The sequence below is a fragment of the Priestia sp. FSL P4-0332 genome (assembly GCF_038005845.1).
Lineage (GTDB): Bacteria > Bacillota > Bacilli > Bacillales > Bacillaceae_H > Priestia.
Genome location: NZ_JBBOUA010000001.1, coordinates 1099630 through 1125569, shown reverse-complemented (window position 1 = coordinate 1125569; position 25940 = coordinate 1099630). Strand labels below are relative to the sequence as shown.

Annotated in this window: 20 protein-coding genes, 1 pseudogene and 1 riboswitch; of the genes and pseudogenes, 6 read left to right on the top strand and 15 right to left on the bottom strand. The window is 31.0% G+C overall.

The genetic code is table 11. From position 1 onward, the window contains the following. Positions 1–82 precede the first annotated feature (82 nt). The 3 genes and pseudogenes from MKY06_RS05725 to MKY06_RS05715 form a co-directional block, all read right to left on the bottom strand. Positions 83–721, bottom strand: a pseudogene (locus tag MKY06_RS05725) (phospho-sugar mutase); the annotation flags it as partial. 248 nt (positions 722–969) lie between these two features. Continuing rightward, positions 970–2841, bottom strand: coding sequence for a heparinase II/III family protein (locus MKY06_RS05720; protein ID WP_340960397.1), 1872 nt, complete (start codon positions 2839–2841; stop codon positions 970–972). Between the two features lie 341 nt (positions 2842–3182). Further along, positions 3183–4337 (bottom strand): nucleotidyltransferase domain-containing protein, encoded by a 1155-nt coding sequence (locus tag MKY06_RS05715; RefSeq protein WP_340960395.1) that lies wholly within the window; start codon positions 4335–4337, stop codon positions 3183–3185. A 906-nt stretch (positions 4338–5243) separates the two neighbouring features. On the opposite strand from MKY06_RS05715, the gene MKY06_RS05710 reads away from it, so the two are divergent. Continuing rightward, positions 5244–7619 carry a hypothetical protein gene (locus MKY06_RS05710; protein WP_340960393.1) on the top strand — a complete coding sequence of 792 codons (2376 nt, stop codon included), beginning with the start codon at positions 5244–5246 and terminating at the stop codon, positions 7617–7619. A 425-nt stretch (positions 7620–8044) separates the two neighbouring features. Here MKY06_RS05710 and MKY06_RS05705 read toward each other — a convergent pair whose 3' ends face one another. From MKY06_RS05705 to MKY06_RS05655, 11 genes are all read right to left on the bottom strand, one after another. Next, positions 8045–9379 carry a right-handed parallel beta-helix repeat-containing protein gene (locus MKY06_RS05705; RefSeq protein WP_340960391.1) on the bottom strand — a complete coding sequence of 445 codons (1335 nt, stop codon included), beginning with the start codon at positions 9377–9379 and terminating at the stop codon, positions 8045–8047. Between the two features lie 140 nt (positions 9380–9519). After that, positions 9520–10803: an O-antigen ligase family protein gene (locus MKY06_RS05700; protein ID WP_340960389.1), complete on the bottom strand. Its 1284-nt coding sequence runs from the start codon at positions 10801–10803 to the stop codon at positions 9520–9522. Positions 10804–10992: 189 nt separating this feature from the next. Continuing rightward, positions 10993–12171 carry a non-hydrolyzing UDP-N-acetylglucosamine 2-epimerase gene (gene wecB / locus MKY06_RS05695; RefSeq protein WP_340960387.1) on the bottom strand — a complete coding sequence of 393 codons (1179 nt, stop codon included), beginning with the start codon at positions 12169–12171 and terminating at the stop codon, positions 10993–10995. 88 nt (positions 12172–12259) lie between these two features. After that, positions 12260–13540 carry a nucleotide sugar dehydrogenase gene (locus MKY06_RS05690; RefSeq protein ID WP_340960385.1) on the bottom strand — a complete coding sequence of 427 codons (1281 nt, stop codon included), beginning with the start codon at positions 13538–13540 and terminating at the stop codon, positions 12260–12262. A gap of 43 nt (positions 13541–13583) precedes the next feature. Further along, positions 13584–14747, bottom strand: a complete 1164-nt coding sequence (locus MKY06_RS05685) for a glycosyltransferase (RefSeq protein ID WP_340960383.1) — start codon at positions 14745–14747, stop codon at positions 13584–13586. Positions 14748–14851: 104 nt separating this feature from the next. Beyond that, positions 14852–16171 (bottom strand): lipopolysaccharide biosynthesis protein, encoded by a 1320-nt coding sequence (locus MKY06_RS05680; protein WP_340960381.1) that lies wholly within the window; start codon positions 16169–16171, stop codon positions 14852–14854. Between the two features lie 48 nt (positions 16172–16219). Then, on the bottom strand, positions 16220–17161 hold the full coding sequence (locus MKY06_RS05675) for an NAD-dependent epimerase/dehydratase family protein (protein ID WP_340960379.1): 942 nt from the start codon (positions 17159–17161) through the stop codon (positions 16220–16222). A 32-nt stretch (positions 17162–17193) separates the two neighbouring features. After that, complete coding sequence (locus MKY06_RS05670) at positions 17194–18420, bottom strand: glycosyltransferase family 4 protein (protein WP_340960377.1); 1227 nt, start codon at positions 18418–18420, stop codon at positions 17194–17196. Positions 18421–18525: 105 nt separating this feature from the next. Then, positions 18526–19176: a sugar transferase gene (locus tag MKY06_RS05665; protein WP_340960375.1), complete on the bottom strand. Its 651-nt coding sequence runs from the start codon at positions 19174–19176 to the stop codon at positions 18526–18528. A gap of 472 nt (positions 19177–19648) precedes the next feature. Beyond that, positions 19649–20347, bottom strand: a complete 699-nt coding sequence (locus MKY06_RS05660; RefSeq protein WP_340960373.1) for a CpsD/CapB family tyrosine-protein kinase — start codon at positions 20345–20347, stop codon at positions 19649–19651. Next, positions 20328–21071, bottom strand: coding sequence for a YveK family protein (locus tag MKY06_RS05655; protein ID WP_340960372.1), 744 nt, complete (start codon positions 21069–21071; stop codon positions 20328–20330). The genes MKY06_RS05660 and MKY06_RS05655 overlap by 20 nt, the downstream gene beginning before the upstream one ends. A gap of 1364 nt (positions 21072–22435) precedes the next feature. On the opposite strand from MKY06_RS05655, the gene MKY06_RS05650 reads away from it, so the two are divergent. The 4 genes from MKY06_RS05650 (at position 22436) to MKY06_RS05635 (ending at position 24324) form a co-directional block, all read left to right on the top strand. Continuing rightward, on the top strand, positions 22436–22789 hold the full coding sequence (locus MKY06_RS05650) for a helix-turn-helix domain-containing protein (RefSeq protein WP_098321967.1): 354 nt from the start codon (positions 22436–22438) through the stop codon (positions 22787–22789). Between the two features lie 210 nt (positions 22790–22999). After that, on the top strand, positions 23000–23128 hold the full coding sequence (gene sinI, locus MKY06_RS05645; protein ID WP_340960370.1) for a DNA-binding anti-repressor SinI: 129 nt from the start codon (positions 23000–23002) through the stop codon (positions 23126–23128). 123 nt (positions 23129–23251) lie between these two features. Further along, positions 23252–23734, top strand: a complete 483-nt coding sequence (locus MKY06_RS05640; RefSeq protein WP_340960369.1) for a VanZ family protein — start codon at positions 23252–23254, stop codon at positions 23732–23734. A gap of 352 nt (positions 23735–24086) precedes the next feature. Beyond that, positions 24087–24179, top strand: a riboswitch (cyclic di-GMP riboswitch). 19 nt (positions 24180–24198) lie between these two features. Further along, positions 24199–24324: an anti-repressor SinI family protein gene (locus tag MKY06_RS05635; protein WP_142951093.1), complete on the top strand. Its 126-nt coding sequence runs from the start codon at positions 24199–24201 to the stop codon at positions 24322–24324. Between the two features lie 44 nt (positions 24325–24368). Here MKY06_RS05635 and MKY06_RS05630 read toward each other — a convergent pair whose 3' ends face one another. Beyond that, entirely contained in the window at positions 24369–25160 is a 792-nt protein-coding gene (locus tag MKY06_RS05630) for a histidinol-phosphatase HisJ family protein (protein ID WP_340960368.1), read from the bottom strand. Positions 25161–25380: 220 nt separating this feature from the next. On the opposite strand from MKY06_RS05630, the gene MKY06_RS05625 reads away from it, so the two are divergent. Then, entirely contained in the window at positions 25381–25938 is a 558-nt protein-coding gene (locus tag MKY06_RS05625; RefSeq protein WP_340960366.1) for an HPP family protein, read from the top strand. Positions 25939–25940 lie beyond the last annotated feature (2 nt).

Here is a 25940-nt window from a genome sequence, read left to right as displayed (position 1 = left end):
CATACTTTTCATTATACTTGACAAAATATACAATTACTATATGCTTTCGTCAATATAGTAATTATTTTACTACTTGTTTCATTTATATCGGTGTGGATAAAAGATTGTTTACACTTTCCATTACTTTTTCCTCTAATATTTTTAGAGCTTTTTCACTTTCGCTTAAAGAACTTTTCTTCACACTAAAATAGAACTTTGCTTTTGGCTCCGTTCCGGAAGGGCGAATCGTAAACCAAGAACCGTCTTCTAAATAGTGTTTGAGTACATTTGACTTTGGCAGTTGAATTGCTTCAACACTTTAATCGACCATGTTTGTTCTTTCACTAATAAGATAATCCTCGACAGTAGCTACTCTTAAATCGGCAACTTCTGTTGGCGGGTTAGGGCGAAACACAGCTAAAGTACTAGCAACCTTTTCTGAACCATCTTTTCCTTTTAATGTTAAAGACTGCAGGGATTCTTTATAAAATCCATACGTTTCAAAAATTTCTACTAAACCATCATATAATGACTTCCCTTGTTCTTTATAATATGCTGCAACTTCTGTTGACTGAACAGCGTCTTTATCACGCACAAAGTCACCAACCAAATAACCATAGCTTTCTTCATATCCGAATTGAAATCGATACTTTTTTGTCTGTTCAAATTCATTAATTGTTCCACCAATAAATTTAAACCCTGTTAATGTATCGATCGTTGGTAAACCAAAGCTGGAAGCAATAGTATCAATATAATTTTTTCTTTGAATAAACTATCTTTTACTGGACAATCACGGTTGATAAGCAAAGATAAATATTTGAATATCCCTAGAAAGTTAAGAGGGTATTTAAACATTAGTAACACTGATATTCTAGGAGTTACCATAGTGGAAGATATATTGGTTATAAAAAAATAAATATGTTTTAAAAATGGTAAAAAGGACTGATTTCAGTCCTTTTTACCATTTTATTTGATTAGAAGTTAATCTTTCTAATTCTTTTTTTCAATGTTAATTCTCATTTTTGTATTGTTAGCCATTTCAAATTCATAGGATTTTTTATTTAAATCGTAATAAGCATTTTTTATTTTATCATGTTCATTAAAGTTGAGTAGAGTAAAATAAGATTGGTTTTTCCCTTTTTTATCGAAATAAATAGAATTAATTGGATGTTTTTCATTTAATGAATATGATTGCCAACCTCTAATAGGATTTTCTAAACCGTTGTAAATATGAACTCCTGTCAAGTCACTGGAATCAAGTTGTGTAAGTCTAATGATAGTCGAATCAAGTTGACTTTTTAATAAAAAATCTTTATCACTAATTTTATTAACTGTTACATCTGCTCCAATGTTAAAAATCTGCGAGTATTTATTCTCATCATCACTTAGGATTTCATCATGAATAATTATATTTGAAGGTTTAATATAAATCATAGTTCTTTTAACTACTATGTTATCGTAAAGTGTATGACGTCCAGTGACGTAGCTATAACTAGGGGTACTTTTAAAGTTTACTATTTTAGATTGTCCAACCTTATCGGGATTAATAGCATAAGACTGATCATTTATTGCTATAGAGTTGTGTGCAAATACACTGGTGAAATATTGACGATAAGGATCCTCTTGATTGTAATTATATTTTCCACCATCTACAAAGAAGTCTGTGGAGCCATAAGATAAGATAAATGATAGGTCATCTGCTTGTTTGTGAACAGTAGAATGAAATGCTGAAGAAAACATTAGGTACATAGGTCTTTCTGCTGTTTTCCAGTCATTGCGAAGAAATGCAACCCCACTATCCTTGAAAGCTTTTTCTCCAAGTAACGGAATTTGTGTAAATCCTGGTACTTTCAACCTTTCTGTGTCTCCAAAAGTTGGATAATCTTTATTAGGCATAACAAGGTACTGTTCGTAGATATTCATATTATCTAGAGCTTTGTCGAATTCACCTTCATACTGATGGTAATGAATCATATAACCTCTCATATCTCTAAAAAGGCCTTTTACTAGCGTATGATAGGCTGGTGAATGTTCCTTATGAACCCCTTCAGATGTTACATCTCTTTCCAAGCTACCTACTAATCTAGTTTTGGCTTTGTCAAACCATTCATTTGATTTAGGTAACTGTGAGAATGTGATAGATAATGCTAATAACGCTTGATCTTCCATAATACCGTGATTCGATAAAGTATAATTAGCGTCACTGGCTAAGAATTTACCATGTTGAATCATAGAATAGACGAGTTCCTTAGCATTTTTATTTGTGTATAAATTACTATCTTTATAAAACTTCCAAAATTGAATTATATTTAATACACGATTAGCTGTACTGTGATCATTCCAAGTAAATTCATTTTTCGATTTAGAAAGCACTCTATTATTTTGAATCCAATCAAAAACGTAAAACTGTGCTTTATCTAGGTATTTTAGTTCTCCTGTTTCTTCATATGCATTGAGAAGATAAGGTAAAAAATCTAAACTTTGATAATATAGTACCCAACTTTTGTCTTTGTAAGGATTCTCCTCCCACGAAGGATTGTCAATTTTAACTGTTTTCCATTCATCGCCTACGTAAATTTCATTCTTCAATAAAGCGTCCGCAATTTTTATGGTTTCTGAGCTTGTCTCAGTTCGTTTAAGTATTTTATCTATTTTTTTAGTTTTTAATTGTGATAATAATTTTGAATTGATAGAATTCCATTCTTCGTTATTACTTTCTGTTACGGTCTTTAAATTTGTATTTTTATTAAACGCATCTTGTTCTTGCTTAGAATAGGATACTGTTTGTAAGTTCCTATTACCTATAAATAATAATAAAACTAAACTTATTACACTGATAAGAGCCAAAAATTTAAATTTCATACATTTTCCCCCATAATTATTCAATAAATTAATTATATAAGGAAATGTATTTTTTTGAAATAATTATTTAATTTCTTTTTGCAAATTTCTTTAGCCACGCTAGTTTACTAAATAATGAAAGATATCTCTAAAGATTAAAGATATCTTTCATTTTTTTATAATATTTATAAATAACGCACTACTCACTGAACAAATCGATTTGATATTATATTTAAATAATTGTTCACCATAGAACTTATACAGTTTATGATTATTTAAATTAATTTACCTTTTCATGATAAAAAGTATAAAGGTGAAAATGTACTATTAATAATAATTTTATTTTTGTAAATTACGTATGTTCACCGAGATAACGCCTTTCTCATTCTTCTCCAAGCCCATAAAAAAGGTCTCAATGGAAAGTATAGAAAATGAAAAAATTTGGGCAACATTAGTGTATCAGCATCCCAAGATCGAGGATATAATAAAAGTATTGCATATGCAACCTTTTGTCGATTTGGGGTTAGCATAAATAGATAGCGAATATCAGGCTTGAATTTCTTAAAGGTGCTAATATATAAAACTGATTTTTTTGCCATTTTCTTTGATCTATTTCTCAGTGTTAGTATTCTAAACTCTTCAGCGAGTGAAGTGTTTAATATTTGGGAGGTTAAGATAAAGGCTTGGCCTACTGCATCATGATACTTGTACTTTTTTAGTAAAGTATCTATTTTTTTAAAATTTACTCCTTTCTTTAAAACTTGATCAATGTCCTTCAGCCAACGGAGACGAAACCATCCATGACGTGCTCCATGAACAATTAAATGTAGAAATAAATCTTCTTCGCCCAAGAAATATACAGGGTATTTTAAGAGTGAAGTATTTCTTTTCCTTTCCCATAAATCCTCAAAGGTGGGTTCTTTTAACGGAGGGTTATGTAGCCTCCAATGAATTTCAATTTGAATTCTCTTTTGAGGGTGAAAGTATTCCACATGATGTTTTCTTCGGCTGTTCTCATTAAATATATTCTTATTTTCTTCTTCTACATAACCTAAATTTAAAAGAATATTTTCTGCTTTTACTAGATCAACTCTCGGAATCAAAATGTCTAAATCTTTCGAAGTTCTAAGCGATATATCACCATAAAGTTCATAAGCTAAAATAGGGCCTTTTAGAAAAAGAATCCTAATTCCATTTTTAGTAAATTCCTTAGTTATCTCTTCCATTTCTTTACTAAAATGAAGCATTTTAAATGTATTCTTTTTGTATTCATCATATAAAGTTTGAAGAACTTTTGAAGGTACTAATTCTTCTTCTAGCATTTTTAATTTAAAATAAATTAATGGATAAACTCGATGGTGTTGTGCTAGCTCAAGGAAATGATCCCAATCAATACCTATAAACCAAGTATGTTGATTTAAGTTTATATCTTCAATCTGATCCGTTTTTAATAGCTCGAATAAAAGCTTTAGTTCTTGAGATAAAAGTCCTGAACCTGTTTTACACTTATTTTGCATCTTATACTCCTTAAAGGGTTCTATCAGTTAGTTTTAGATAATTTACTTATAAACTGATTATCAAATTTATTGATTCTACGGAAATCCTAAGAGTAGAACAATAGATTTTAAATTATTTACTAAAAAATAAAAATGTAAATTTTTAGTAGTATTTATTTGGTTGTTCATTCTTTGTAATTGCAAAAAATTTATTTAGTATAGTATATATTCCCAAACTTATTCACTAGATGTCATAACATCAACGTAAAGAGGATTTTCCTAAGGAAAAGCCCCTGAGATGTTTACTTATTTTTTAATTTGAACAATATAACCAACATTTTTAGATAAGACGATGTCATATTAATTTTAATTAAATTCACGTAGATTTATAAATGAGCTTTATAGCAAACTAGTAGTTAAGATATATAAAGAAACTTTTTCTTTGATATAAACTAAATTCTTTCATTTTCTAATTTATACCTTAACTAAAATACAAGTAGTACTTTTAAAGGTGTAAAATTATAAAAAATGTATATTTCAAATGACTATACTCCTTATCCATTCTAACATATAAATATTATGTTTTATATTTGAATATTTTTGTTTTTTTTACTAATTAATAATATTTTTGTTAAAGAGAAAATAAATACAGTAAGCAAACTAATTAATAAAAAGTATTATTTCGTCATATACACTAACTGAAGAGAAGAGAAAATTTTATTATATAATAGGGCAAGTTGAAACTATTGCATTGATATATATATCTGAATATTCTTAACTAATTTACTCTGTTACACAAATCCTTAAATAATTAATTTACAATCGTTGTATTTAATCTCTCTTTCTATAAATAAAAATATAGTGGGTGAATTTAAGTTCAACCTTAAGAGTTATTATTAATGGAATTATAGTTAGGAGTTGATGAATGTGTATCAATCTGGAAATTGGGTAGAACAAGTTTTTGGTAATAAAGTTCTTAAACGAAAAGGCTCTAATGTGCTCGGAGTTATGTTTCGAAATAAAAGTGGTAAATCGGTTGGTCTTACTGGTTCAACAATTGACGTAATGTTCTTAAGCTCTAAGGGAGTAGCATTAAAAAAACAGGCAACAATATCTAATCACTATACTGCCATTATTTCAATTAATGAAAATGACATTACTGATTTTAAGAGTTTGAGAATTGAATTTATCATTAAATATGCAGATGGAAACCAAGAAATTTTCCCCTCGGGTAACCACCAGCGTATATTGCTTAACTCAAGTTTAGGCAATATTCAAGGAGATGAAATTGGTCACGTAATATTTGAAAATTTAAGTAGTAAAACGCTAACTGAGATTGAAGGATCTAAGGAGAAGATACAAGATTGCAGAGAAACGATAAATATGACAGTTAAATCTCCTCTTAGTTTAGAGCGTAATAATAACGCTAATATAGAGAAGTTGCCCGAATTTATAGATGGAGATCAAATTATCAACTCACAAAATAAGGTGCAAAGAATCAACGTAATTAGTTATGGAGCTGTAGGAGATTGGAATGGAAGTAGTGGAACAGATGATACTATAAAAATATTAGATGCTATAAACGCTTGTGAATCTTTAAAATCAAGTACGTCTATTCCAGAACTTTATTTTCCTTTAAGTGGTGGATATAAGATAACCTCTTCTATAAGTATTCCAAATGGCATTTCTATCAGAATGGAAGGCCCTTTAATATATGTTGGAAATGAAAATGTCCCAGCATTAATAATAGGTTCAGGGGGAGGAGAAACCAATAGTAATATAGAACTTTATTTGCAAGTCATAAGACGCACACTCTCCGATTGGTCAAGTGAATCTTGTATTGGTATCCAATTTTTAAATCTTAATGAATCGCAAGTATTCATTAAACAAGTCAGAAAATTCACGATAGGTGTTCAATTCGTTGGTGAAAATAAAAAGGGAAATGCATACAATAATATTATACTTGGTTCGTTAAACGGGAACAAGATAGCCCTTGAATTAGTGGCACGTTACGGAGGATGGACAAACGAAAATAGTTTTTTCAATGGTCGCATATGGGTTTCTAATGAGCAAAATAATGGAAAATCACGTTATGGTATAAGATTAAGAAATATAGATGCAGAAAACCCTAATTTTCTCATTTCTACAGCGTATAACATAGACGATTTGCTTCAGACTAACGGAAAAGTATATAAAGTAGTGTCGAGCGGTGTAAGTGGAGAAGTAGCGCCCTTACATACAAGTGGAATATGTGAAAATGGGACTGCAGCACTGGAGTTTATGTATAATATTAATCAGTTAAATAATAATGTAATGTGGAAACCTAGCTTTGAATTGCAATCTGTTAATTCTTTTCCTGGGGAAGCTATTCCAATTCTTATCGAGAACGGGTATCAAAATACATTTAGAAGTTGTAGATCTGATGGCAATGGACGTACACTAGCAAAAGTTCTAAATGAATCTACGGAAAATAAAATTGAATTTGGATATAGTTCGCACTTAGATAAGATAGAAGATCAGAGCTTGTACCCTGCTACTAAGTTAGATATTACGAGGCGTTTATTTATTGATAATCCAGGAAGTGCAATTTGCACATTTCATAACATTCAAGAAAGAGCTTGTTTATATGATGGAAATTTTACTACACATGTCAGTGGAATGTTTTTAGGCAATAGTGGAAGTTCTAATATATACAAAGCTCTTGATAAAATTATTATTCATAGTGATTATATTGAACTTGGCCCCGCGCGCTCTTTAGGTATATTTGTTAATACAAGTATAGTAAAAAGGTTTTTAATCAGAAGAGAAGTTATTGCAGAAAATGAAGGGCGTGTAGCTATTCGTTGCTATAATTCATCTGGTGTATTATTAACCAATAAACCTACCTATGTAAAAAGTATGTCGTATAGTAGATTTTTCTTCGATCCTAACTATGGAGGAGTTTATAAAACGGGAACGGATCATTCAGATGATTTATATATCAATATCGATAAAGAAGTTACTAAAATAGCAATTTTGTTTGTCAATGGAACAAATACCTTAAAGATTAGAGGTTTCTCTATTCATTCTCTGGATGGTCATCATGCGTCCATTTCGTGTGGATATCAAGAGATGATTCCAGGTGTTAATCTAGGAACTTCCCCCCCAAAAATTGGGACTTGGCCAAGGGGAAAGATAGTGTTAAATGATAATAAAGTAGAACTAGGTTCAATAGGAAATAAATACATCATAGACTCCTGGGAGTGTATAGTAGGGGGAACACCGGGGGTTTGGATTCAAAAACAAATACCAACAGGTATTTAAAGTTGTTATATAATTGTATTAGGATTAAAAATTCGAGGATTAAGTATAGAAAGGAAAACATACAAGAAGTGAAGTGACCTCAAAATAAAAACATCGCTATTAATTAGTGATGTTTTTATTTTTATTATCGAATTCAATCTTTTTTAGTTCCAATTTCTACAAATATATATTTACTACCTTCAATTGACATTGAACTTCTCCAAATAAAATCGTTAATAAATATAGACAATTGTTTAAATTTTTAGTTGAATTCGTAAGGATGCATTCCAGCCTTTATAGTAGACATTTAATAAATAATTATTGAGTGAAATTTAGATATTCTTTAAAGAATAATAAAGAATAAAACGAACACGCTACAAGTACAAAAAAGAATGAATATTTGTAAAATTCAAACCTCTTTCGATAGAAAATAGAATTGTTTTTATCTAGGGTATAGTTGTTATTTTATTTCTGTTTGAACTCTCTATATGAATTCCTTTTATTAATTGCGCATTATTGATATTTTTTATCTTGTTAGTAGTAATTAAACCTCTGTTAAAAGTTCCTTTTACTGATATGCCGATAGGTATTTCGTATTTAGGAACTTGAACTACTTCGATTTTATTATTCTTAACTATAAAATCTCTATTTGTATAATGTATGGTTATTCCATTCATGTATGAATTATACAAATCATTTTCGTACACCTTAAGGTTTAAAGTCTCACGTGCATATATAGCTCCACGTGAGTTGTTTCCTTTTTCTCCAAATTGTATGCTTGTATTGTGAGCAATTATACTATCTTTTACGTATTCTATTGGGTTTTTAACATCAATGTTACCCTTTATAGGATTAGCATTATAAGCACCTTGTATGACAACAGCTGATCCCTTTCCTGTACCGTAGAGTTTATTACCAATTACTTTAATATTCTGAGGAGCGGTAGATTTAATACTTATACCGTTTGGATTTTTAACTTCTATAGGTACAGCAGAAATTCCATATTTGCAATTTTTAATAATATTATTCAAGAATGAAATGTTGACCCCACCATGTGTATTTAAAGCCTCCCATGTTGCATTATTTTCTATAATAGAATTCATAACTACACAGTTTTTACTTCGAAGACTTTTAATATTGTGCTGAGACGGAGGAGACTGAGTAAAAGTAATACCATATGCAATGTTTTTATCAGAAATACTAGATGGCTTTCCTGGGCCAATCTGGTTTATTTTTGTATTATTAATTTTTACATTTTCTACTGATAAACCATGTATACCTGCATAGCCCACTTTAGTAATCCGACAATTATTAATGGTTATATTCCTAGCAAATTTAAAATAAAGGCCAAACCCACCTATATCATGAATATTGCAGTTTTCTAAAATAACCGAAGAACTGTATTTTGAGGGAGTACCAATGAATTCAATTGCTTTTGCTTTATCATTGTATTTATGGTTACCAGCACCTTCGATCTCTAAATTATATATTTTAACATTATTACCGATTGATAGTAATGTTATGTTGTTTGATCTGTTATATATTTTTGTATTTTCGCCTATAATAGTAGTGTTATCGGGAATTTTTAAAGTAGAATTAATTTTGTAACTTTCGTTTGGAGAAAGAACTACTGTTTTGCCAGCTTTTTCATTTATTAGGCGTTGTAAGGAGTTTTTTGAGGAATTCGGTTTCTTAACATACTCTTTATTTAGTATCCATATAGAAGAAATTATAATCAATAGACAAAGTATTGTAAAAGTTCTTTTTATATTTACAAACATCTGAGTGCTCCCTTCTCTAAATTTAATTTTAAATTGCTAGTCTATATTATGAACCTAAACTTCGCTACTTAGATTGGTGCAAAGTTTAGGTTCTGATTATATTAATCTATTTATCTTTATAGTCTGCATTTTTTGTTTACTTAACTTGCATTTTTTAACGAATCTGTGTTATTTAAAGCAACATTGTTATCCCTGTTAGTTAGAACAAAAGATACTACCACTAGTGAGGAAAAGGTAAAAAGTAATCGATTATCGTTAATGTCTCCCGTTGTGCAAGCATTAAGAAAGAAGAACATAAAACAAAACAAAGAAGTTAAAATTTCTGAATGCAGGAAGACGGCTTTTATTTTGCGGTTTAATACAACAATATAAATAGGATAAACTATAAATAATAAAAATAGTAATAGACCTATTAGTCCCAATTCAGATAACAGTTCTAAAAATATATTATGAGGATAATCTACTATGTCTATACCATCGAAGTGAATAGGGAAACTTCCTACTCCTGTTCCAAAGATAGGATGGTTTACCCATGTTTCATATGCAGTTTTATATCTTTCAATACGTCCCTCAGCAGAGGTTCCTCCGTCTGTCTCTGTAAAAAGAATGCTTAATCTTCTTATTACTGTATCAAATATTCCAGTAGATGCTAAAGCTAAAGTGGATATGATTCCTAGCCCTAGAAGAGCAATAAAATAACTAAAACCTTTTCGAATATAAACAATCCCTTTTCTAATTTTGACCGAGGTAAAGAATGCAGTGAAAAAAACAATTATAAATGAAATCAAGGGCATTCTTGAGCCAGAAGCAAATAGTGCAGTTAAAATAACCAGAACACTACATAAGGATAAAACCTTTACGAACTTTTTTGAATCAGTAGTAATATAAAGCGAAATGAAAATTAATGCTCCTAAACCACTTGATCTACCTAACCCTAAATAATTGTCACCAGCAACAGCTGTAAAACCACTTTCTCCCCCTGGAGATTTTTGCAAGCCAAGGACGGTATATAGAGACATAATTAATGCAATTAGTGCTAGTGATTTTAAAAAGTTACGTAGACTTTTTCTATTATTAATAAGAAAATATACTCCGAAGAAAGCCCAAGCTGTAAACGTAGAGAATTTTAGGGTCTTTTCAAGCGAGTACTTGGACCCTAATGTATAATAATTGCTTAACCAAATGAAACCAAAGAAAATTAAAAAAAGAAAAGCATGAAGCATAATTTTTTTACTTATCATATTTTCTCTGTTGTTAATTTTATTAGTGAATAAGGTTCTTCCTATTCTTAAAACAGCGCATAACACAGAAAGAATAAAGAAAGTAGCTGTCAAATCTATAGGCACTTGGAGGGCTTCTTTAAAATAGCCAGCTAATAGAAATAGAGCAAAGAATAATTCTCCTGAAATTATAAATTTAAACAAAAGCAACACCCTAATAAATAGTATTTTGTGTATATCATTTTATATGTATGAGGTGAGAATCTATAGTGAAATGAATCACCCCATTAGTTTATTTCTAAACATCAATTAAATGCCCTTACCCTATTAGAAATTGGGATAAGGGCATTTAATCTTTAAACATGTTTTTAGATATATGAATTAAAAATAAACTTATTTTACATATAATTCTTCATTTGATGATTCTTCGTCGAATGGTTGCGGTTTATTAAATTGTAAATCGAAATAATATAATAGAGATTCTGCGATCCTTCTCGAAGCTTCTCCGTCTCCGTATGGATTTGCTGCCTGAGACATTTCCACGTATGCTTTTTTATTCGTTAATAACTCATTAGCGAAGTTAAAGATAACATCCTCATCTGTTCCTGCTAGTTTTAAAGTACCAGATGTAATTCCTTCAGAACGCTCTGTTGTGTCTCTCAACACTAAAACTGGAACACCTAAGGCTGGTGCTTCTTCCTGAATGCCCCCTGAGTCAGTCAAGATAAGGTGAGAACGAGACATAAAATTATGAAAATCAATTACATCCAATGGTTCTATTAGTTTAATACGAGGATGATTGCCTAGAATATTTTCTGCTGCTTCTTTTACTAAAGGATTCATATGAACAGGATAAACTACCGCAATATCTGGATGTTGTTCTACTAGGCGATGGATAGCACGGAATATATTACGCATTGGCTCACCTAGATTTTCACGTCGATGTGCAGTTAAAAGAACCATTTTCAATCCAGCAATTTCATCAAGAAGTGGATGTTGATAATCCTTACGAATTGTTGTTTTTTGAGCATCTATGACGGTATTTCCCGTTAAAAATATATTATTTTCAGGTTTATTTTCCATTCGTAAATTATTAAAAGATACTTTAGTAGGAGCAAAGTGCAAGTCAGCAATAACACCTGTAAGTTGTCTATTCATTTCTTCAGGAAAAGGAGAATATTTATTATTAGTTCGCAGCCCTGCTTCAACGTGTCCAATAGCTACCTGGTTATAAAAAGCAGCTAAACTTCCTACAAAAGTTGTCGTAGTGTCCCCATGAACTAAAACTATATCTGGTTTTAGTTCTTTCATAACCTTATCTAACCCACCAAGGGCACGTGTGGTAACGTCAACCAATGTTTGACGATCTTTCATAATGTTTAAATCAAAATCAGGCTGGATATTGAAAATTTTAAGAACTTGATCTAGCATCTGACGATGTTGTGCAGTAACACAAACATATACATTAAACTCTTCATATTTTTTAAGTTGGTGAACTAATGGAGCCATCTTAATGGCTTCTGGTCTAGTTCCAAAAATAACCATTATTTTCTTTGCGTTTTTTGTAGACATAAGATAACCTCTATCTCTAAAATTTTTATAAAAACTATATTGTATTAGGATAATAATGATCTAATTTGGTTGTGAACTATCTTTATAATTACACAGATACCTCAGTTTTACTATTAGTAATTTCAAACAGGTTATTAAAATTGAAGTAATTAATAGAATCATTTGTTACCTTTACGCAATTTTTAGTATCTAAAATAACAGGTTTTTTCATATTTAAAATAATTAAATTTTCATCTAATTGCTCAAATTCTTTATGATCGGTTAATACAACAATACATTCTGCATCTACAACAGCATCCTCAAAATTATGAAGCGGGAAATATACCTGATCTTCAGTAACATGTGGATCATGCACTGCTAGTTTAAAATCTTTTTCTAGTAATAGTGAGACTATTTCCATCGCTGGACTTTCACGAACATCATCTATATTACCTTTGTAAGTTAAGCCTAAAACTGCTAATTTAGCACCTTTGTTCGCAATTTTTTGTACACAGTCTACTACAAAATGAGGCATTGAATTATTTATTTTTCTAGCATTTGAGATAAGAGGAGATAACTCAGGTGCCTTTTCGATAATAAAATATGGATCTACAGCAAGACAATGTCCTCCTACACCAGGTCCTGGAGTATGGATATTTACCCGAGGGTGTCTATTTGCAAGCGTTATAACATCCAGTGCATTAACCCCTAATTTAGAAGATATTTTCCCTAACTCATTAGCTAAAGCGATATTTACATCACGATATGTGTTTTCCATAAGCTTAGACATTTCTGCTGTAACTGCTTGTGTTTCTATAACTTCTCCTTTAACGATTTGACGATAAACCTCTGCAGCCTGGTATGCTGCTTCTTTAGTATAACCTCCAACAATACGTGTATTTTCAATTAATTCTATTAATATACGCCCAGGAAGTACTCTTTCAGGACAATGTGCTAAATATATATCTTCTTTAACATTCCAGCCTTCTTTTTCAAATATAGGAGCTACAACATCATCAATTGTTCTAGGGGGAATTGTAGACTCTACAATCACAACATTACCTTTTTTTATAAAAGGAAGAATTGATTTCGTTGCAGATACTACATAATCAACATTAGCTGTATAATCTTCATGAATTGGAGTAGGAACTGAAATAATATAAACATCTGCTTCTTCAACGGTTAATGAAGCACGTAGATTCCTAGAATCCACCACCTCTTTGACTACTTCAGGTAAACCTACTTCTTCTAGATGGATTTTTCCTTTGTTAATAAGATTTACTGCATTTTCATTAACATCTACACCTAAAACATCAAATCCTGCTTTAGCAAAAATAGCTGCTGTTGGTAAACCAATATAACCTAACCCTACTACACAAATCTTTTCCATAATTATCTACCTCGCTTTAATATGTTTTATATTAGAAAATAACTTAAGTTAATGGACTTTTATTATCTATTTCTTTTGATAACGATTTATATCTTAACAACAATTTTTTATTATACTCTTCAACAAAGTTAGCGTTTTTTATTTCGGAACTTACTTGGCTATTTTCTTTTAAGAGTACAGGATTATTTATTATTGACTCTAACAAACTTTCTAAATCCTTAACATCTTGGTCATCCACTGAGTAACCAATTTTATGATCCAATACAAACTTCTCAAGTTGCGTATTTTTTGCCACAATCATAGGTAACTCACAAACAAGTGCTTCATACAATTTATTTGGCAATGCTAATTTAACATTTTCAAATGAAGTATCGTATACAGAGTAAACAAGGTCAAGTTTTGAATAGATATCTAAAATATCCTCACTATAATTATAGGGTCCCGTCATTGTCACAAAATCTTCGGAATCTGTATCTATTATATATTGTCTTATTTCCTTAGCATCTGGTCCCTCACCTGCAATATAAATTTCAAATGCGTCCTTGTATTTTCGAACAGCATCAATCAAATTTAATATTTGCTTTTTATATCTAACAAAACCTACATAACCAATTACAATTCTGCCACTTAAATTTTTCTTTTTAAATTGGCCAAAAAGTTCTTTAGAGGGAGCATTTGCAATATATAAATACTTTTCTTTTTTAACAAAATTTTTGTAGTACTTATCCCAAAAATAAGGTGAGGTTAAAATTAATAAACTTATCTTTTTTGTAAGTTTTTTTTCAAGATAAATGAAGGACTTTCTTAGAATTTCCTTCACGCCTGAATATTTATTAATTATAAATTTAGGAAGGTCACCAATTTCATATATAATTTTCGCTTTATTATTAAACAAAGTTTTATATATTGTTGCGATAAATAACATATCAATTAATCCAACATGTATAATGTCAGGTTTTATCTTTATAAGTTTTATCAAACTCTTGTATAAAAATATAGGAAGTAGAAGGAATTTTTTAATTCGACTTCCTAGTTTGACCTTAAGGTTAATTGATTCGCAAATTACATCTTTGGGCAAGGTATATGGTGTATTAATACCTCGGTTCCAGTAGATCAAATACGTTTTTAATCCATTTTCACAAGTGAACTTCATCCTTTTAATAAATCTAGGATTAGGATCATTTGGAAACATAAAAACAGTCTTCATAAAAAAGCCTCCAAAATACTTATAAATATTATATGAGAATTTACTTGATTCTTTGTCTTTTAGTAAGCGTTTTTTTATCATCTCAGGTTCTATGGGACCCTTTTTCAATATCTAACCTTAGATATTGCCATATAAGATAAAATGTACAAAACTATATAAGCTAATGACATTGTTATTCCATATAGGAATATACTAACTGCAGGAGTTAATTGAAATATATTAGATAAAATAAACACCGCTACTACCATTAAAAACCTTGATACATCCCACCCTAATTGCCAACTTTGATACTCTAATATATTTAGAGTTTGTGACAATGGCGATACAATGAATTGTAGTAAGAACATTAGCCCCAACAATTTACTATATTCCCCAGCTTCGCGCCAAGTTTCACCAAAAAAAACAGCGAAAATAGATGGACCAAAGAAAGAAAGAACAGCTATAGGTAATATACCGAGAGCTAAAAGTCTTAAAGAAGTTTTTAAGAACATAGGTTTAATGTTTTTATCAGCATTTTGTACTAACCTCGACACTTCTGAAAGGTAGACTTGAGATACTGATTGTCCTATCATCGTCATTGGAAAACCAATTACTCTTTGAACTAAACTAAAAAAACCTGCTACGTGTGCTCCGAATAAGATAATTATTAACAATTGAGGGATCTGTAATCCAGCAGTGTTAAATAGAGAAGATATACTTGATACCAAAGGAAATTGCTTATATCGGATAGCAGCTTCTTTAATTCCACCAATTGAGCATTTTCTTAAGTTTTCTTTTTCTTCACGCATAACTATTCTAAATAATGTACCACTACCGCCTACACGACCTATGGCATCACCAATAAACAACCCAATAGGATTGTTAAATACTATTCCAATGAATAATTGCGTAACGACTTGGCTAAAACTTTGAGTTACTTTTGTCTTTGATATGTGCTTAAATTTTTCATTTCTTATAGCTTGATAATTTAAAACTTTGTAGATCCCAGCACCCAATAGACTAATTGGTAACAGCCATAAATATTTTTCTAGTGACGGTGCATTTAATAATCTTAATAAAAGATCATGACAGAATATCAACATGATTCCAATTATCAAACTAAATATAAATACAATAAATAAAGATAAGGCTAATAAATTGCTTGCTACATTATTATTTTTAGCTAGTGGAATAGCTAGCTCATATCGTAATGAGGCTATTACAACAAGCACTGACAATATCGATATGTATGTTGCTAATAGCCCAAAATCTTCTGGTGAGTAGAACCGAGTTAGGAAGGGAGAAGCTAGTATAGTTATTGCTTGTCCAATAGCTGTTCCACCAACAAGAATAAATACATTATAGATGGAACCTTTCCCCTTAAATTTAGTTGCAAACTTACTTTTAGACCAATAAATCCCAATTTTTTCTTGTAACTTAATCATGAATACACCCATCTAAGAATATAAGATATAATGACTTAACAATAATCATTAATAAATTTTTTCCAAAGCTAAATAAGCATCTTTATAATAATGTATAGTTTTTCTAAGACCTTCTTCTAGTGAATATTTAGGAGACCATGCTAAATTATTTAGTGCTTTCTTATTGTCTAAACAACTATGCTTTATATCACCATCACGATTTTCTTTATAGGTAGGCCTTAGAGATTGTTCAGTTAAAGAATTCATAAGTGAAATTAATTCATTGACACTTGTTCTTTGGTTACAACTAATGTTAAATGTCTCATTATCTCCATTAGATAATGCTGCTAAATTTGCATCTGCAACATCAGAAACATAGATGAAGTCTCTAGTTTGTTGTCCATCCCCAAATACCACTGGAGAAGCATTATTTAACATTTTATCTATGAATATGGACACTACACCACCCTCTCCTTTTGGATCTTGACGAATACCGTACACATTTGCATAGCGTAAGATACTATACTTAATACCATACATATTAGAGAAAATCTTTATATAAAGTTCTGGAGTGAATTTTGAAACTCCATAAAAAGATAAGGGGTTAATTTCATGTTGTTCATTAACAGGTAGATTCTTAGGGTTTCCATATACAGCTGCTGAAGAAGCATACACTAGCTTATCTACAGAATGTTCTCTACATTTTTCAAGAATATTAATAGTTCCTAATATATTAATGTTTGCATCATATGTAGGATCTATAATAGATTTTTGAATATCAATTTGTGCTCCATGGTGAATAACATAATTAGGCTTCTCTAAAACAAACACCTCTTCTAAAGCTGAAGGTGAGGTAATATCGACCTCATAGGTTCTAGCTTGAAGATTTATGTTTTCCTTTTTTCCAGTTGACAAATTATCTATAATAATTACATCAAACCCTCTTTTAATAAGTTTATCAACGATATGAGAGCCAATAAAACCTGCACCACCAGTAACTAAAACTTTCATTTGTTAACCTCCTATAGATTTAAAGTAGATGTTTACTTGTCTATTTTTAATAGTAATTTAAGTTCGTTCTCCAGTATCTTTGCAATAGACTTTCTACTATAGTTATCGATAATATATTTTTCACTCATTTCTATACAACGATTGTAAAATATTTCATCTTCATAAAGTTTCTTTATAGCTTTTACTAATTCATTTACATCGCCTGGTTTTACTACAAGCCCACCTTGTGCTTCTTTTACTACTTCCTCTGAATCACCACTAGCGCTTAAAATAACTGGTTTTCCCACCCCTAATGCTTCATATAGTTTAGTAGGCACGCTGTCTTTTAAGGCATTACTTTTAAGTGGTACTAGAGATATGTGAGAGTAATGTAAGAATGACCTGATGTTAATGTGTGGCTGTTCACCAGCAAAAACGACATTGCTCAGGCCTTTTTCTTTAACCAGCTTCTTTATTTTTTCTAGCTCTACTCCTGTTCCAACTAAAACAAACTGTATATGGCTATAAGATTTTAAGGATTCTGCAGCCTCAATTATTAGGTCAATTCCTTGAGCTATACCTATGATTCCGGCGTAAAGTAAGTTAAATTTATTAGAAAGTTCATATTTTTCAGCGATATGTTGATCAATTGGAAAAGTTAAAAATTCTTCATCAAATCCGTTACTTATTAATGTAATTTTCTTTTTTTCAACGCCATTTCTAATTAAAGTTTCTTTTTTTCCTTTTGTCACAACAGTTAACATAGATGAGTTTTTATAGATAAACTTTTCAACTAGGCTCATCAACTTATAAGTTTTAGAATGTTTAGTAATTTCGCCAATTTCGACTGCTACATTTGGCCAAATATCTCTTACATCAAATACATGTGGAACCTTTTTTAGCTTACTCATGATTACACCCGAAATTCCTAAGAATAAAGGAGGAGATGATGTAATTACTACATCGACCTTTTTCTTTTTGAAGAGAAAAAATAATGACGAGACTACTAATGAAAAATAGTTTAGAAGTCTATTTAAGGTACTTTTCTTATTAGTAACGTACACATAATAACGAAATACTTTTATACCATCTATTTCTTCAAAACAAAAAGTTTTATTTTGGTACTCTTCTTTTATCTTACCGGTTGGATAATTAGGCATACCTGTAACAACGGATACCTCATGGCCTAAACTAACTAAATGTTTAGCTAAACCATGTATTCTTTTTGAAGCAGCTCCAGATTCTGGAGGGAAAAATTGAGTTAAGAATAGTATTTTCATATTGACACCTTCAGATATAATTAATAAAGATTTCTTCAAGTAATTTTATGGCTATTTACTAAAGTCTAAATTCCGCCTTATATACTTATATATAAGTAATTTGGCTTACCTTGCGCCATCACCGGTAAATACTACTCCTATTGTTTTTATCAATATTTTCACATCCATCTTGGTAGACAAATTATTGATATAAAATAAGTCATAATTCAACTTTTGTTCAGGAGTTATATCATACCCACCATTTACCTGAGCCCAACCAGTTAAACCTGGTTTAATAGCTAATCTATCTATGAAACCAGGAATATCTTGTTCGAATTGTTCTGTGAAAATAGGTCTTTCTGGCCTAGGTCCAATTATACTCATATCGCCTTTTAAAACGTTAATTAGTTGTGGGATTTCATCGATTCTGGTTTTTCTAATAAAGTTGCCTATTTTAGTTATTCTAGGGTCATTTTTTGACGCCCATTGTGCTCCTTTTGCTTCAGCATCTATATACATCGACCTTAGTTTTATAACATTAAATAATTTTCCGTTTTTCCCCACTCTTTCTTGAGTATAAAAAGCAGGGCCCTTGGATTCTAATTTTATAAAAAGACAAAATAAAATTAGGATTGGAAAAGTAATTAATATTCCAAATAAAGAGAAAATAAAATCGTAAAAACTCTTAAATAATAAATATCGCCGAACATCCTTCAAATTTAGCTGATTAACTATCAAACTATCAGTTAAATGCTTTTCTAAGTCTTTTACACTCATATGAATTTTATCCTTTCCCGTATAATAGCTATTAATTTTAAAGTTTATTAATTAATAGATGTTTAAAGCTTATTGTTAAATTCAGTAGTATTTTCTCTGCTTCTTAAAGCAGCTTTTCTAATGTGAATTGACTTTAGAAGGATTTCTTCTAGATCATTTAGTTTAGTTAAAGGCACATCCTGCTTAATATATCGCAGTGTTTTTTTTACAGACTTGGGGTAATCGTCAAGACTTATCACTCTACACATCCTCCACTTATTAAGTCTAAATTTTCGTTTTTTTCAAATTTTATTTTCGGAAGAATCGAAATATTTTTATCAATTAATAGGATAGCTTTGTTTTTAAAAGAAGTTAAAGATACTTAAGAGAAATTTTAACTTCAGATAGCAGGATAAAAATATTATTTATTTCAATTCAAAAAACATACACATACCTCATTCTAGATGTTGAATCTAAAATCACATAGACTATGTTATTTATATGTGTAATAATAACTGGAATTTTTAAATTTCATATTATTTAAAACTACGCCAAGTATGGGAACCTTAGCTCTATGGAGAAGTTCTTTTGCTTTTAAAGCTGCCTCTTTAAGTGTTCCGCCATTTTTTACAACTAGTAGTGTACCATCACACTGATCTGATAGAATTTGTGGATCGGTAACGGCAAGGACAGGTGGAGTATCAAATATAATATAGTCAAAGATTTCGGTTAATTCTTCAATAATTAATCTCATTTTTTTAGAATTTAATAATTCAGATGGATTTGGTGGAACGGGACCACTAGTAAGTACACTTAAGTTTGGAATATCTATATTAGAAATAGCATTTCTAAGGGTAGTTTGATTTACTAAGACACTTGTAAGACCTTGCGTATTACTTAAATTAAATGCATAATGAATTGAGGGCTTCCTTAGATCAGCATCAACAAGTAAAACTTGTTTTCCTGTCTGGGCTAAAACAATAGCAAGGTTAGAAGCAGTTGTTGACTTCCCGTCAGCTGGAACTGCAGATGTCACGACAATTGACTGTATCTTTTTATCTACCGACGTAAATTCTATATTGGTTCTTATCATTCTATATTGCTCACTAATAGGTGATTTAGGATCGTTATGTGCAACCAAATTTAATCCCGTATTTCTAAGCTTTTTCCCCTTACGATTCAAATTTTCCACTTCCTATTTGTTTTGATATGGAGTTTTTATTCATTTTTGGCTTGTTATCTTCAAAGATTTTTTCAATACACCCTAGTACAGGTAATCCTAGAAGTTTCTCCACGTCAGCCTCATTTTTAATTGTGTTATCCATATATTCTAATAAAAACGCTAGTGCAATACTAGTCATGAACCCTATAACTAATGTAACTGCTACATTCGTTATAGGGTGTGGTTCTATAGGAGCCATTTTGTCTTTTAAATTTGCTTTTGAAAGAACAGTTACATTATCAATATTCATAATATTCGGTATTTCTTTTCGGAAAGTTTCAGAAACAGTATTGGCAATTTTAGCTGCTTCAATTGCATTTTTATCCTCTACTATAACTGAAAATACTTGAGAATTTTCTTGGCTATTAACAGTGATTTGTTGACTAAGTGTATCTACGCTTTGTGAAAGATTTAACTCATTTTTTACCTCTTCAAGAATGGTACGACTTTTTAAGATAGCACTATAGGTATTAATGAGATCTGTATTAGTCTTTATTTGCATCCCGTTTAAGGAAGAGTTATTGGCATCCTTTTGGTTAATAAGAACTTGTGTAGACGCTTGGTAAACAGGGGCCAACACAAAATAAGAAATGACACCACTAATGATTCCCAGGGTTACTGTTAAAAGTAAAATTATCGGTAAGCGTTTTTGAATAACAAGAAACAGGCCTTTGATACTAGTTTTTTCTTCCATAGGTTCCTCCAACTTTATGTAAAATCTAAGTGAATTATAGCACAATATTTTGTAATATTAGGAACTTTATTGTTTTTTATTGTTTTTTTTTGTAAATAACAACCTTGATTATTAAAATCAATAATACATTTATCCTATGTATCCTATATATTCCACTTTCTTCAGGCGTTAATTCTATAGGATAAATGATATTATTTCAATGTAAAAAAAAGGCAAATTTCAATTATTTGTAATGAAAGATGAATTTTTATAGGAAAAAGGTAATTAAAATTAAAGGTATAGGCATTTCAAATTACATACATATGGATCTTTTAAACGGGCATTTTGAGGTTTATTAAAAACATTTGAGGAAGTATCTTTATTAACAAAATTATTGTTTTTTTTCAAGATCAGATAATTTTTCGCAATAATTTTAGATGAAAAGTTTAAATATTAAAATAATAATAATGATCCAAATGGGGATCGAAAAAAATATTCTCTAATAGATCCCCCTACTTATAACAAGCTCCTTTCTTAGAGGTAATAAACTATTAGTATAGATCATATTGCATAACAGAAAAATTATATTCTGTTTTAAAAAATATGTTTAGAATAACAGGGAATTAAGATAAAAGCTCAATTTTTATTTGGGAGAAATAGAACCATTAGAATATACTATATGAGATCTTAGATTTTGAGTTGGTTACAAAATTCATCACTTTTTGTTGTCATTGGATGATTACCACAATATTTAAAAATGTTATTAAAAAAACAGTATTTAGAACAATTCTTTTTAGGATTATCGCTTTTTTTATTTTCAGCTCTATTCTTATAAGAATCTCTAATTTCTTTCTTACTCATTTTTTTTGACAAAGTAACTTCCTATTCTTTACTCCTATGACGAACAAACTAATTTACTATATTTAATGACTTAACTCAACAGAGGCTTCTCCTTCCAAAATATAATTTGTTCGACCCTAAAACCATTGCTTCTTTTCATTTTGTTATGCTACATCTAAAAATAAAAAATCTATTGTTAGTTCATTAAATAAAAAGTAATTTTCTTCAATAATTAAACTACCTAAGTAACTTTATTTTTTAATGCAAATTCCTTTGACATTTACTTGCCTAGTAACCCCAAAAATCAATTTTTTTCTTAAAATTTCAACATAATACCAACTATACATATCCAATAATAGTTATTGTACCCTCATTCAAAACAGTTTAAGATATATTTTATATCAAAATTTCCAAACACCCCCTAAGTTCTTTATAATGAACATTTTTTTTGGATTTGACGTTTTTTTTCATATTTTTATATTGAAAACGCAAAAAAATCCTTTATAATGAACAACAGATGCTACATATAAAGGAGAGGTTTTCCCGTGATCGGTGATCGTATTAAAGAAATGAGACTGCAAAAACGTTATTCTATTACTAGACTGGCGGAGAAAGCACAAATATCAAAATCCTACCTTTCACAAATTGAAAAAGGTTCAAACTCAAACCCTTCCTTGCAGATGCTTCACAAAATTGCTGCTTCTTTAGGCACAAGCGTTGATTATTTAATTGATGAAACAAATGAACATATAGAAGCTGATCCATATATTACGGAAGAATGGATGGAGTTATTAAGCAAAGCTATAAACCAAGGCATGACCAAAGAAGATTTTATCGAATTCTATCAGTACCTGTCCTTCAAAAAAAATCTGCAGGCAGTTAAGGATTCTGGGCATTAAGTAAAAAACACTGCGCTATATTACTCAGATTAACTTCTTTTTACCTATTCTTACTCATTTACAAATAATTCTTTGTAACTATATTCTGTATAATATTTGCAAAGTAAAATTGATTGTTTGTATAATTGTTAATAAAAGTAAGTAAGGCTAGTATCGAGAGCTTTTTCAACCACGACAGCTTTACTCCTTAAGGTTCGGGGAGGAATAATCATGACTGACAAATTACAAGAAAAAGTAGATTTAGAGAAAGAGTGGATTTTACTTATGAAAGAAGCCTATCAAATGGGCTTGACCATTGATGAGGTAAAGAAGTTTGTTCAAGAAAGCAAACAAAATTAACTGAATTTTGTTTCTTTTACATTAGATCGTTTAAAAATTTTGTTATCAATACTTAAATTTCTTGCTTTTTTCTCTTTTTTTTCTTAAGCTAATACAATCAAGTAAAATAAAGGAAATGTCATCATGATAAAAAAAATCGCTGTTATCTTAATGATGCTTGGCATCGCTCATTTTTCCCACACACCTCATTTACAGGTCACAGATCCAAGCAGCTGGAGTAACTCTTCTGTTTGGGATCATAATGCCACGCTTTGGTCTATTTTAAAACCGGGCAGTGAGTTTTATACTTCCTACAGCTACGGATTTAATCTAGAGTTTATCCTTCGTAAAATTGCTCATATTTCCTTCTTTGGTGTATTAGCTGTTTTAATTTATTGGAACTTAAAAGAAAAGCCTGGGCGTTATGTAAAAGCTGGACTACTGCTTGCTTGCTTTGCTTTTTTGGACGAGGTTCACCAGGCTTTTATTATTGGTCGAGACGGTCGAATTGTAGATGTACTGATTGATTCATTTGGAGGCGCTTTGTTTTTGTTTCTTCTATATAAAAATAAAACAAAGAATAGAAGAGCAAAGCGAAATGAATATAGTTCTTCTATAAAAAAATGAACCCTTCCTATCAGGGTTCATTTTTTTATGATTTTATTGTTCTCTATTCGCTTAGCAGGTCTTCTTTTAAATGTGACTGCAGGTCTCTGAAGTCCCTCCATACTTTGTAGGTATTCATCCAGCTCATATCTACCTCTCCTTGTCCTATGCTTTTCTCTTCTATTGTGAATGCTATTTATGAACTGCGTATAAATTAGCAGCAAAACGTTACTTTTTAAGTTCAATCATTTTACTATTCACTCCTTTTAGGATATAAAGATGGATGTAAAATGTTTTTTTAAAACCTCGACCTATTTCGACACTATTTCTGCTTGCTTTCTACTAAAATAATAATAGTTATTTAAAAAATTTATTCAGATAAAGGCAAAGCTGCTGAAAAGCAGTGACGCAAAGCCTCAGGTCTAAGGCGATGTTTACAACATGCTAAGATGGCTGGGTTCCCTGACAAGGGTGGATGAATAGTGATGAACACAAACGACAAATTAGCAGTAGATCAGGAATGGATTGATCTAATAAAAGCCGCTTATGAACTCGGATTAAAAATAGAGGACGTCCGAGAATTCTTATTAACGAATAAGAACAACCAATAGTAAAAGCACGCTTCTTTTATATTGAAGCGTGCTTTTACTATTACTTATATTTTTACCCCTTTTGGCTGACGCTGATCAAACGTATAAATCTCCGTAAACCCGCACTGTTTCGCCATTTCAATTGCTTCTTTCATATGTGCCCCTACAGTTTCTGTAAAGTGTGAATCAGATCCAATCGTTAAGATTTCTCCGCCTAAATCGCGGTACAATCCAACGACTTCAAGTGCCGGCAGCGCTTCGCCCAGCTTCCCTCTTATACCTGAAGTATTAATTTCAATTCCGATATTGCGCTCAATGGCTTTTTTCAAAATATCCGCAAGAATATCTTTGAATTGATGAAAGTCGTAAATGCCGTATTGCTCAAACGCATAGCGCTTCATTAAATCTAAATGAGCCAACACGTCAATATCTGCGTCGCTTACTAACTTATACATTTCATTGAAATAATTGCGGTAAATCGCGTCTTTGTCGTTTAGCTCCAAATGTTTACGAAGCTTGATATTATTAATGTTATGAACCGACCCTAAAATGAAATCAAAGTTCTCCTGCTGCATTGTTTTTTGATACTTCTCTTTCAAATAGTGCGGCTCACAAATCTCAATTCCTTTTTTAATCACTAGCTGATCTTGAAACTGCTCTCTGCATTCCGCTAGTTCTCGTTCATATTTATCAAAATCCATATGACCGTACGTTGGTGCTAATGGATTTAATGAAAAGTGCTCGGTAAAACAAATTTCGTTTATGCCGTTTTTTACAGCCTGTTCGCACACTTCCTTCATGACTGCTTGAGAGTCAAACGAATTGTTCGTGTGATGATGGTAGTCTACTAGATACATAATTTAGTCACCTCTAAGCTTATTATACATCTCTCTTGTCTTCCCTGCACATAGATACCCTCTATGCCCCCTATCCTGCCCTTATTGGGTCATATAAAGTATTTCCAATAAAAAAGTCGCTTTTCCTCTTTCAGCAAGCCTTGTTTTTCTATAAACTAACTTAATATAGCAGATGTTCTGACATACAACTTTTACTTACAAAAGAGAAAGGAAAGAAGAAATGGAAATTGAAAAAAATCTTTCTCAGCGCAAAAAATCTTTTCTATCTTACTTAAACTCTTATACGAGAAAGATGAAAGGAGAACTAAAAGAAGAACCGAAAATTAACTACAGAGATGCGGTCGTTTCTTCTTTAGGAGGCTTAATTGCAATTATCATCAGCAGCTCAATTGCTCTCGCTCTCGGGTATCCAATGGCGCTTGCTCCGATTGGTGCAACCTGCGTGCTTGTCTTCGGTGCTCATAAAGGTCCTTTATCACAGCCGCGCCACGTGCTTGGAGGGCATTTACTCGCAACGGTTTCTGCACTTATTATTTGGAGTTTATTTCATCGAAGTCTTATCACGATTGCGATTGTGCTTGCGTTTGTTCTTATTTTAATGATTGTTACCAAAACCGTTCATCCTCCCGCGGCGGCTAGTGCGATTGTAGCGATTAACACAGGAGCGGGTTGGGGATTTTTAGGGGTTATTATACTGTGTGCTTGTGTGGTGGTGCTGATTTCTACCATGTATAATAATTTATTTCAAGACCGGCAGTATCCCAGGTATTGGGTTTAAAA

Bases quoted from the DNA above. Each gene is read 5' to 3' on its own strand.
- MKY06_RS05655 (WP_340960372.1), bottom strand. From the start codon at position 21,071: ATGGAAGAAAAAACTAGTATCAAAGGCCTGTTTCTTGTTATTCAAAAA.
- MKY06_RS05715 (WP_340960395.1), bottom strand. From the start codon at position 4,337: ATGCAAAATAAGTGTAAAACAGGTTCAGGACTTTTATCTCAAGAACTA.
- MKY06_RS05625 (WP_340960366.1), top strand. From the start codon at position 25,381: ATGGAAATTGAAAAAAATCTTTCTCAGCGCAAAAAATCTTTTCTATCT.
- MKY06_RS05630 (WP_340960368.1), bottom strand. From the start codon at position 25,160: ATGTATCTAGTAGACTACCATCATCACACGAACAATTCGTTTGACTCT.
- wecB (WP_340960387.1), bottom strand. From the start codon at position 12,171: ATGTCTACAAAAAACGCAAAGAAAATAATGGTTATTTTTGGAACTAGA.
- MKY06_RS05640 (WP_340960369.1), top strand. From the start codon at position 23,252: ATGATAAAAAAAATCGCTGTTATCTTAATGATGCTTGGCATCGCTCAT.
- MKY06_RS05675 (WP_340960379.1), bottom strand. From the start codon at position 17,161: ATGAAAGTTTTAGTTACTGGTGGTGCAGGTTTTATTGGCTCTCATATC.
- MKY06_RS05690 (WP_340960385.1), bottom strand. From the start codon at position 13,540: ATGGAAAAGATTTGTGTAGTAGGGTTAGGTTATATTGGTTTACCAACA.
- MKY06_RS05670 (WP_340960377.1), bottom strand. From the start codon at position 18,420: ATGAAAATACTATTCTTAACTCAATTTTTCCCTCCAGAATCTGGAGCT.
- MKY06_RS05635 (WP_142951093.1), top strand. From the start codon at position 24,199: ATGAACACAAACGACAAATTAGCAGTAGATCAGGAATGGATTGATCTA.
- MKY06_RS05685 (WP_340960383.1), bottom strand. From the start codon at position 14,747: ATGAAGACTGTTTTTATGTTTCCAAATGATCCTAATCCTAGATTTATT.
- MKY06_RS05720 (WP_340960397.1), bottom strand. From the start codon at position 2,841: ATGAAATTTAAATTTTTGGCTCTTATCAGTGTAATAAGTTTAGTTTTA.
- sinI (WP_340960370.1), top strand. From the start codon at position 23,000: ATGACTGACAAATTACAAGAAAAAGTAGATTTAGAGAAAGAGTGGATT.
- MKY06_RS05665 (WP_340960375.1), bottom strand. From the start codon at position 19,176: ATGAGTGTAAAAGACTTAGAAAAGCATTTAACTGATAGTTTGATAGTT.
- MKY06_RS05705 (WP_340960391.1), bottom strand. From the start codon at position 9,379: ATGTTTGTAAATATAAAAAGAACTTTTACAATACTTTGTCTATTGATT.
- MKY06_RS05680 (WP_340960381.1), bottom strand. From the start codon at position 16,171: ATGATTAAGTTACAAGAAAAAATTGGGATTTATTGGTCTAAAAGTAAG.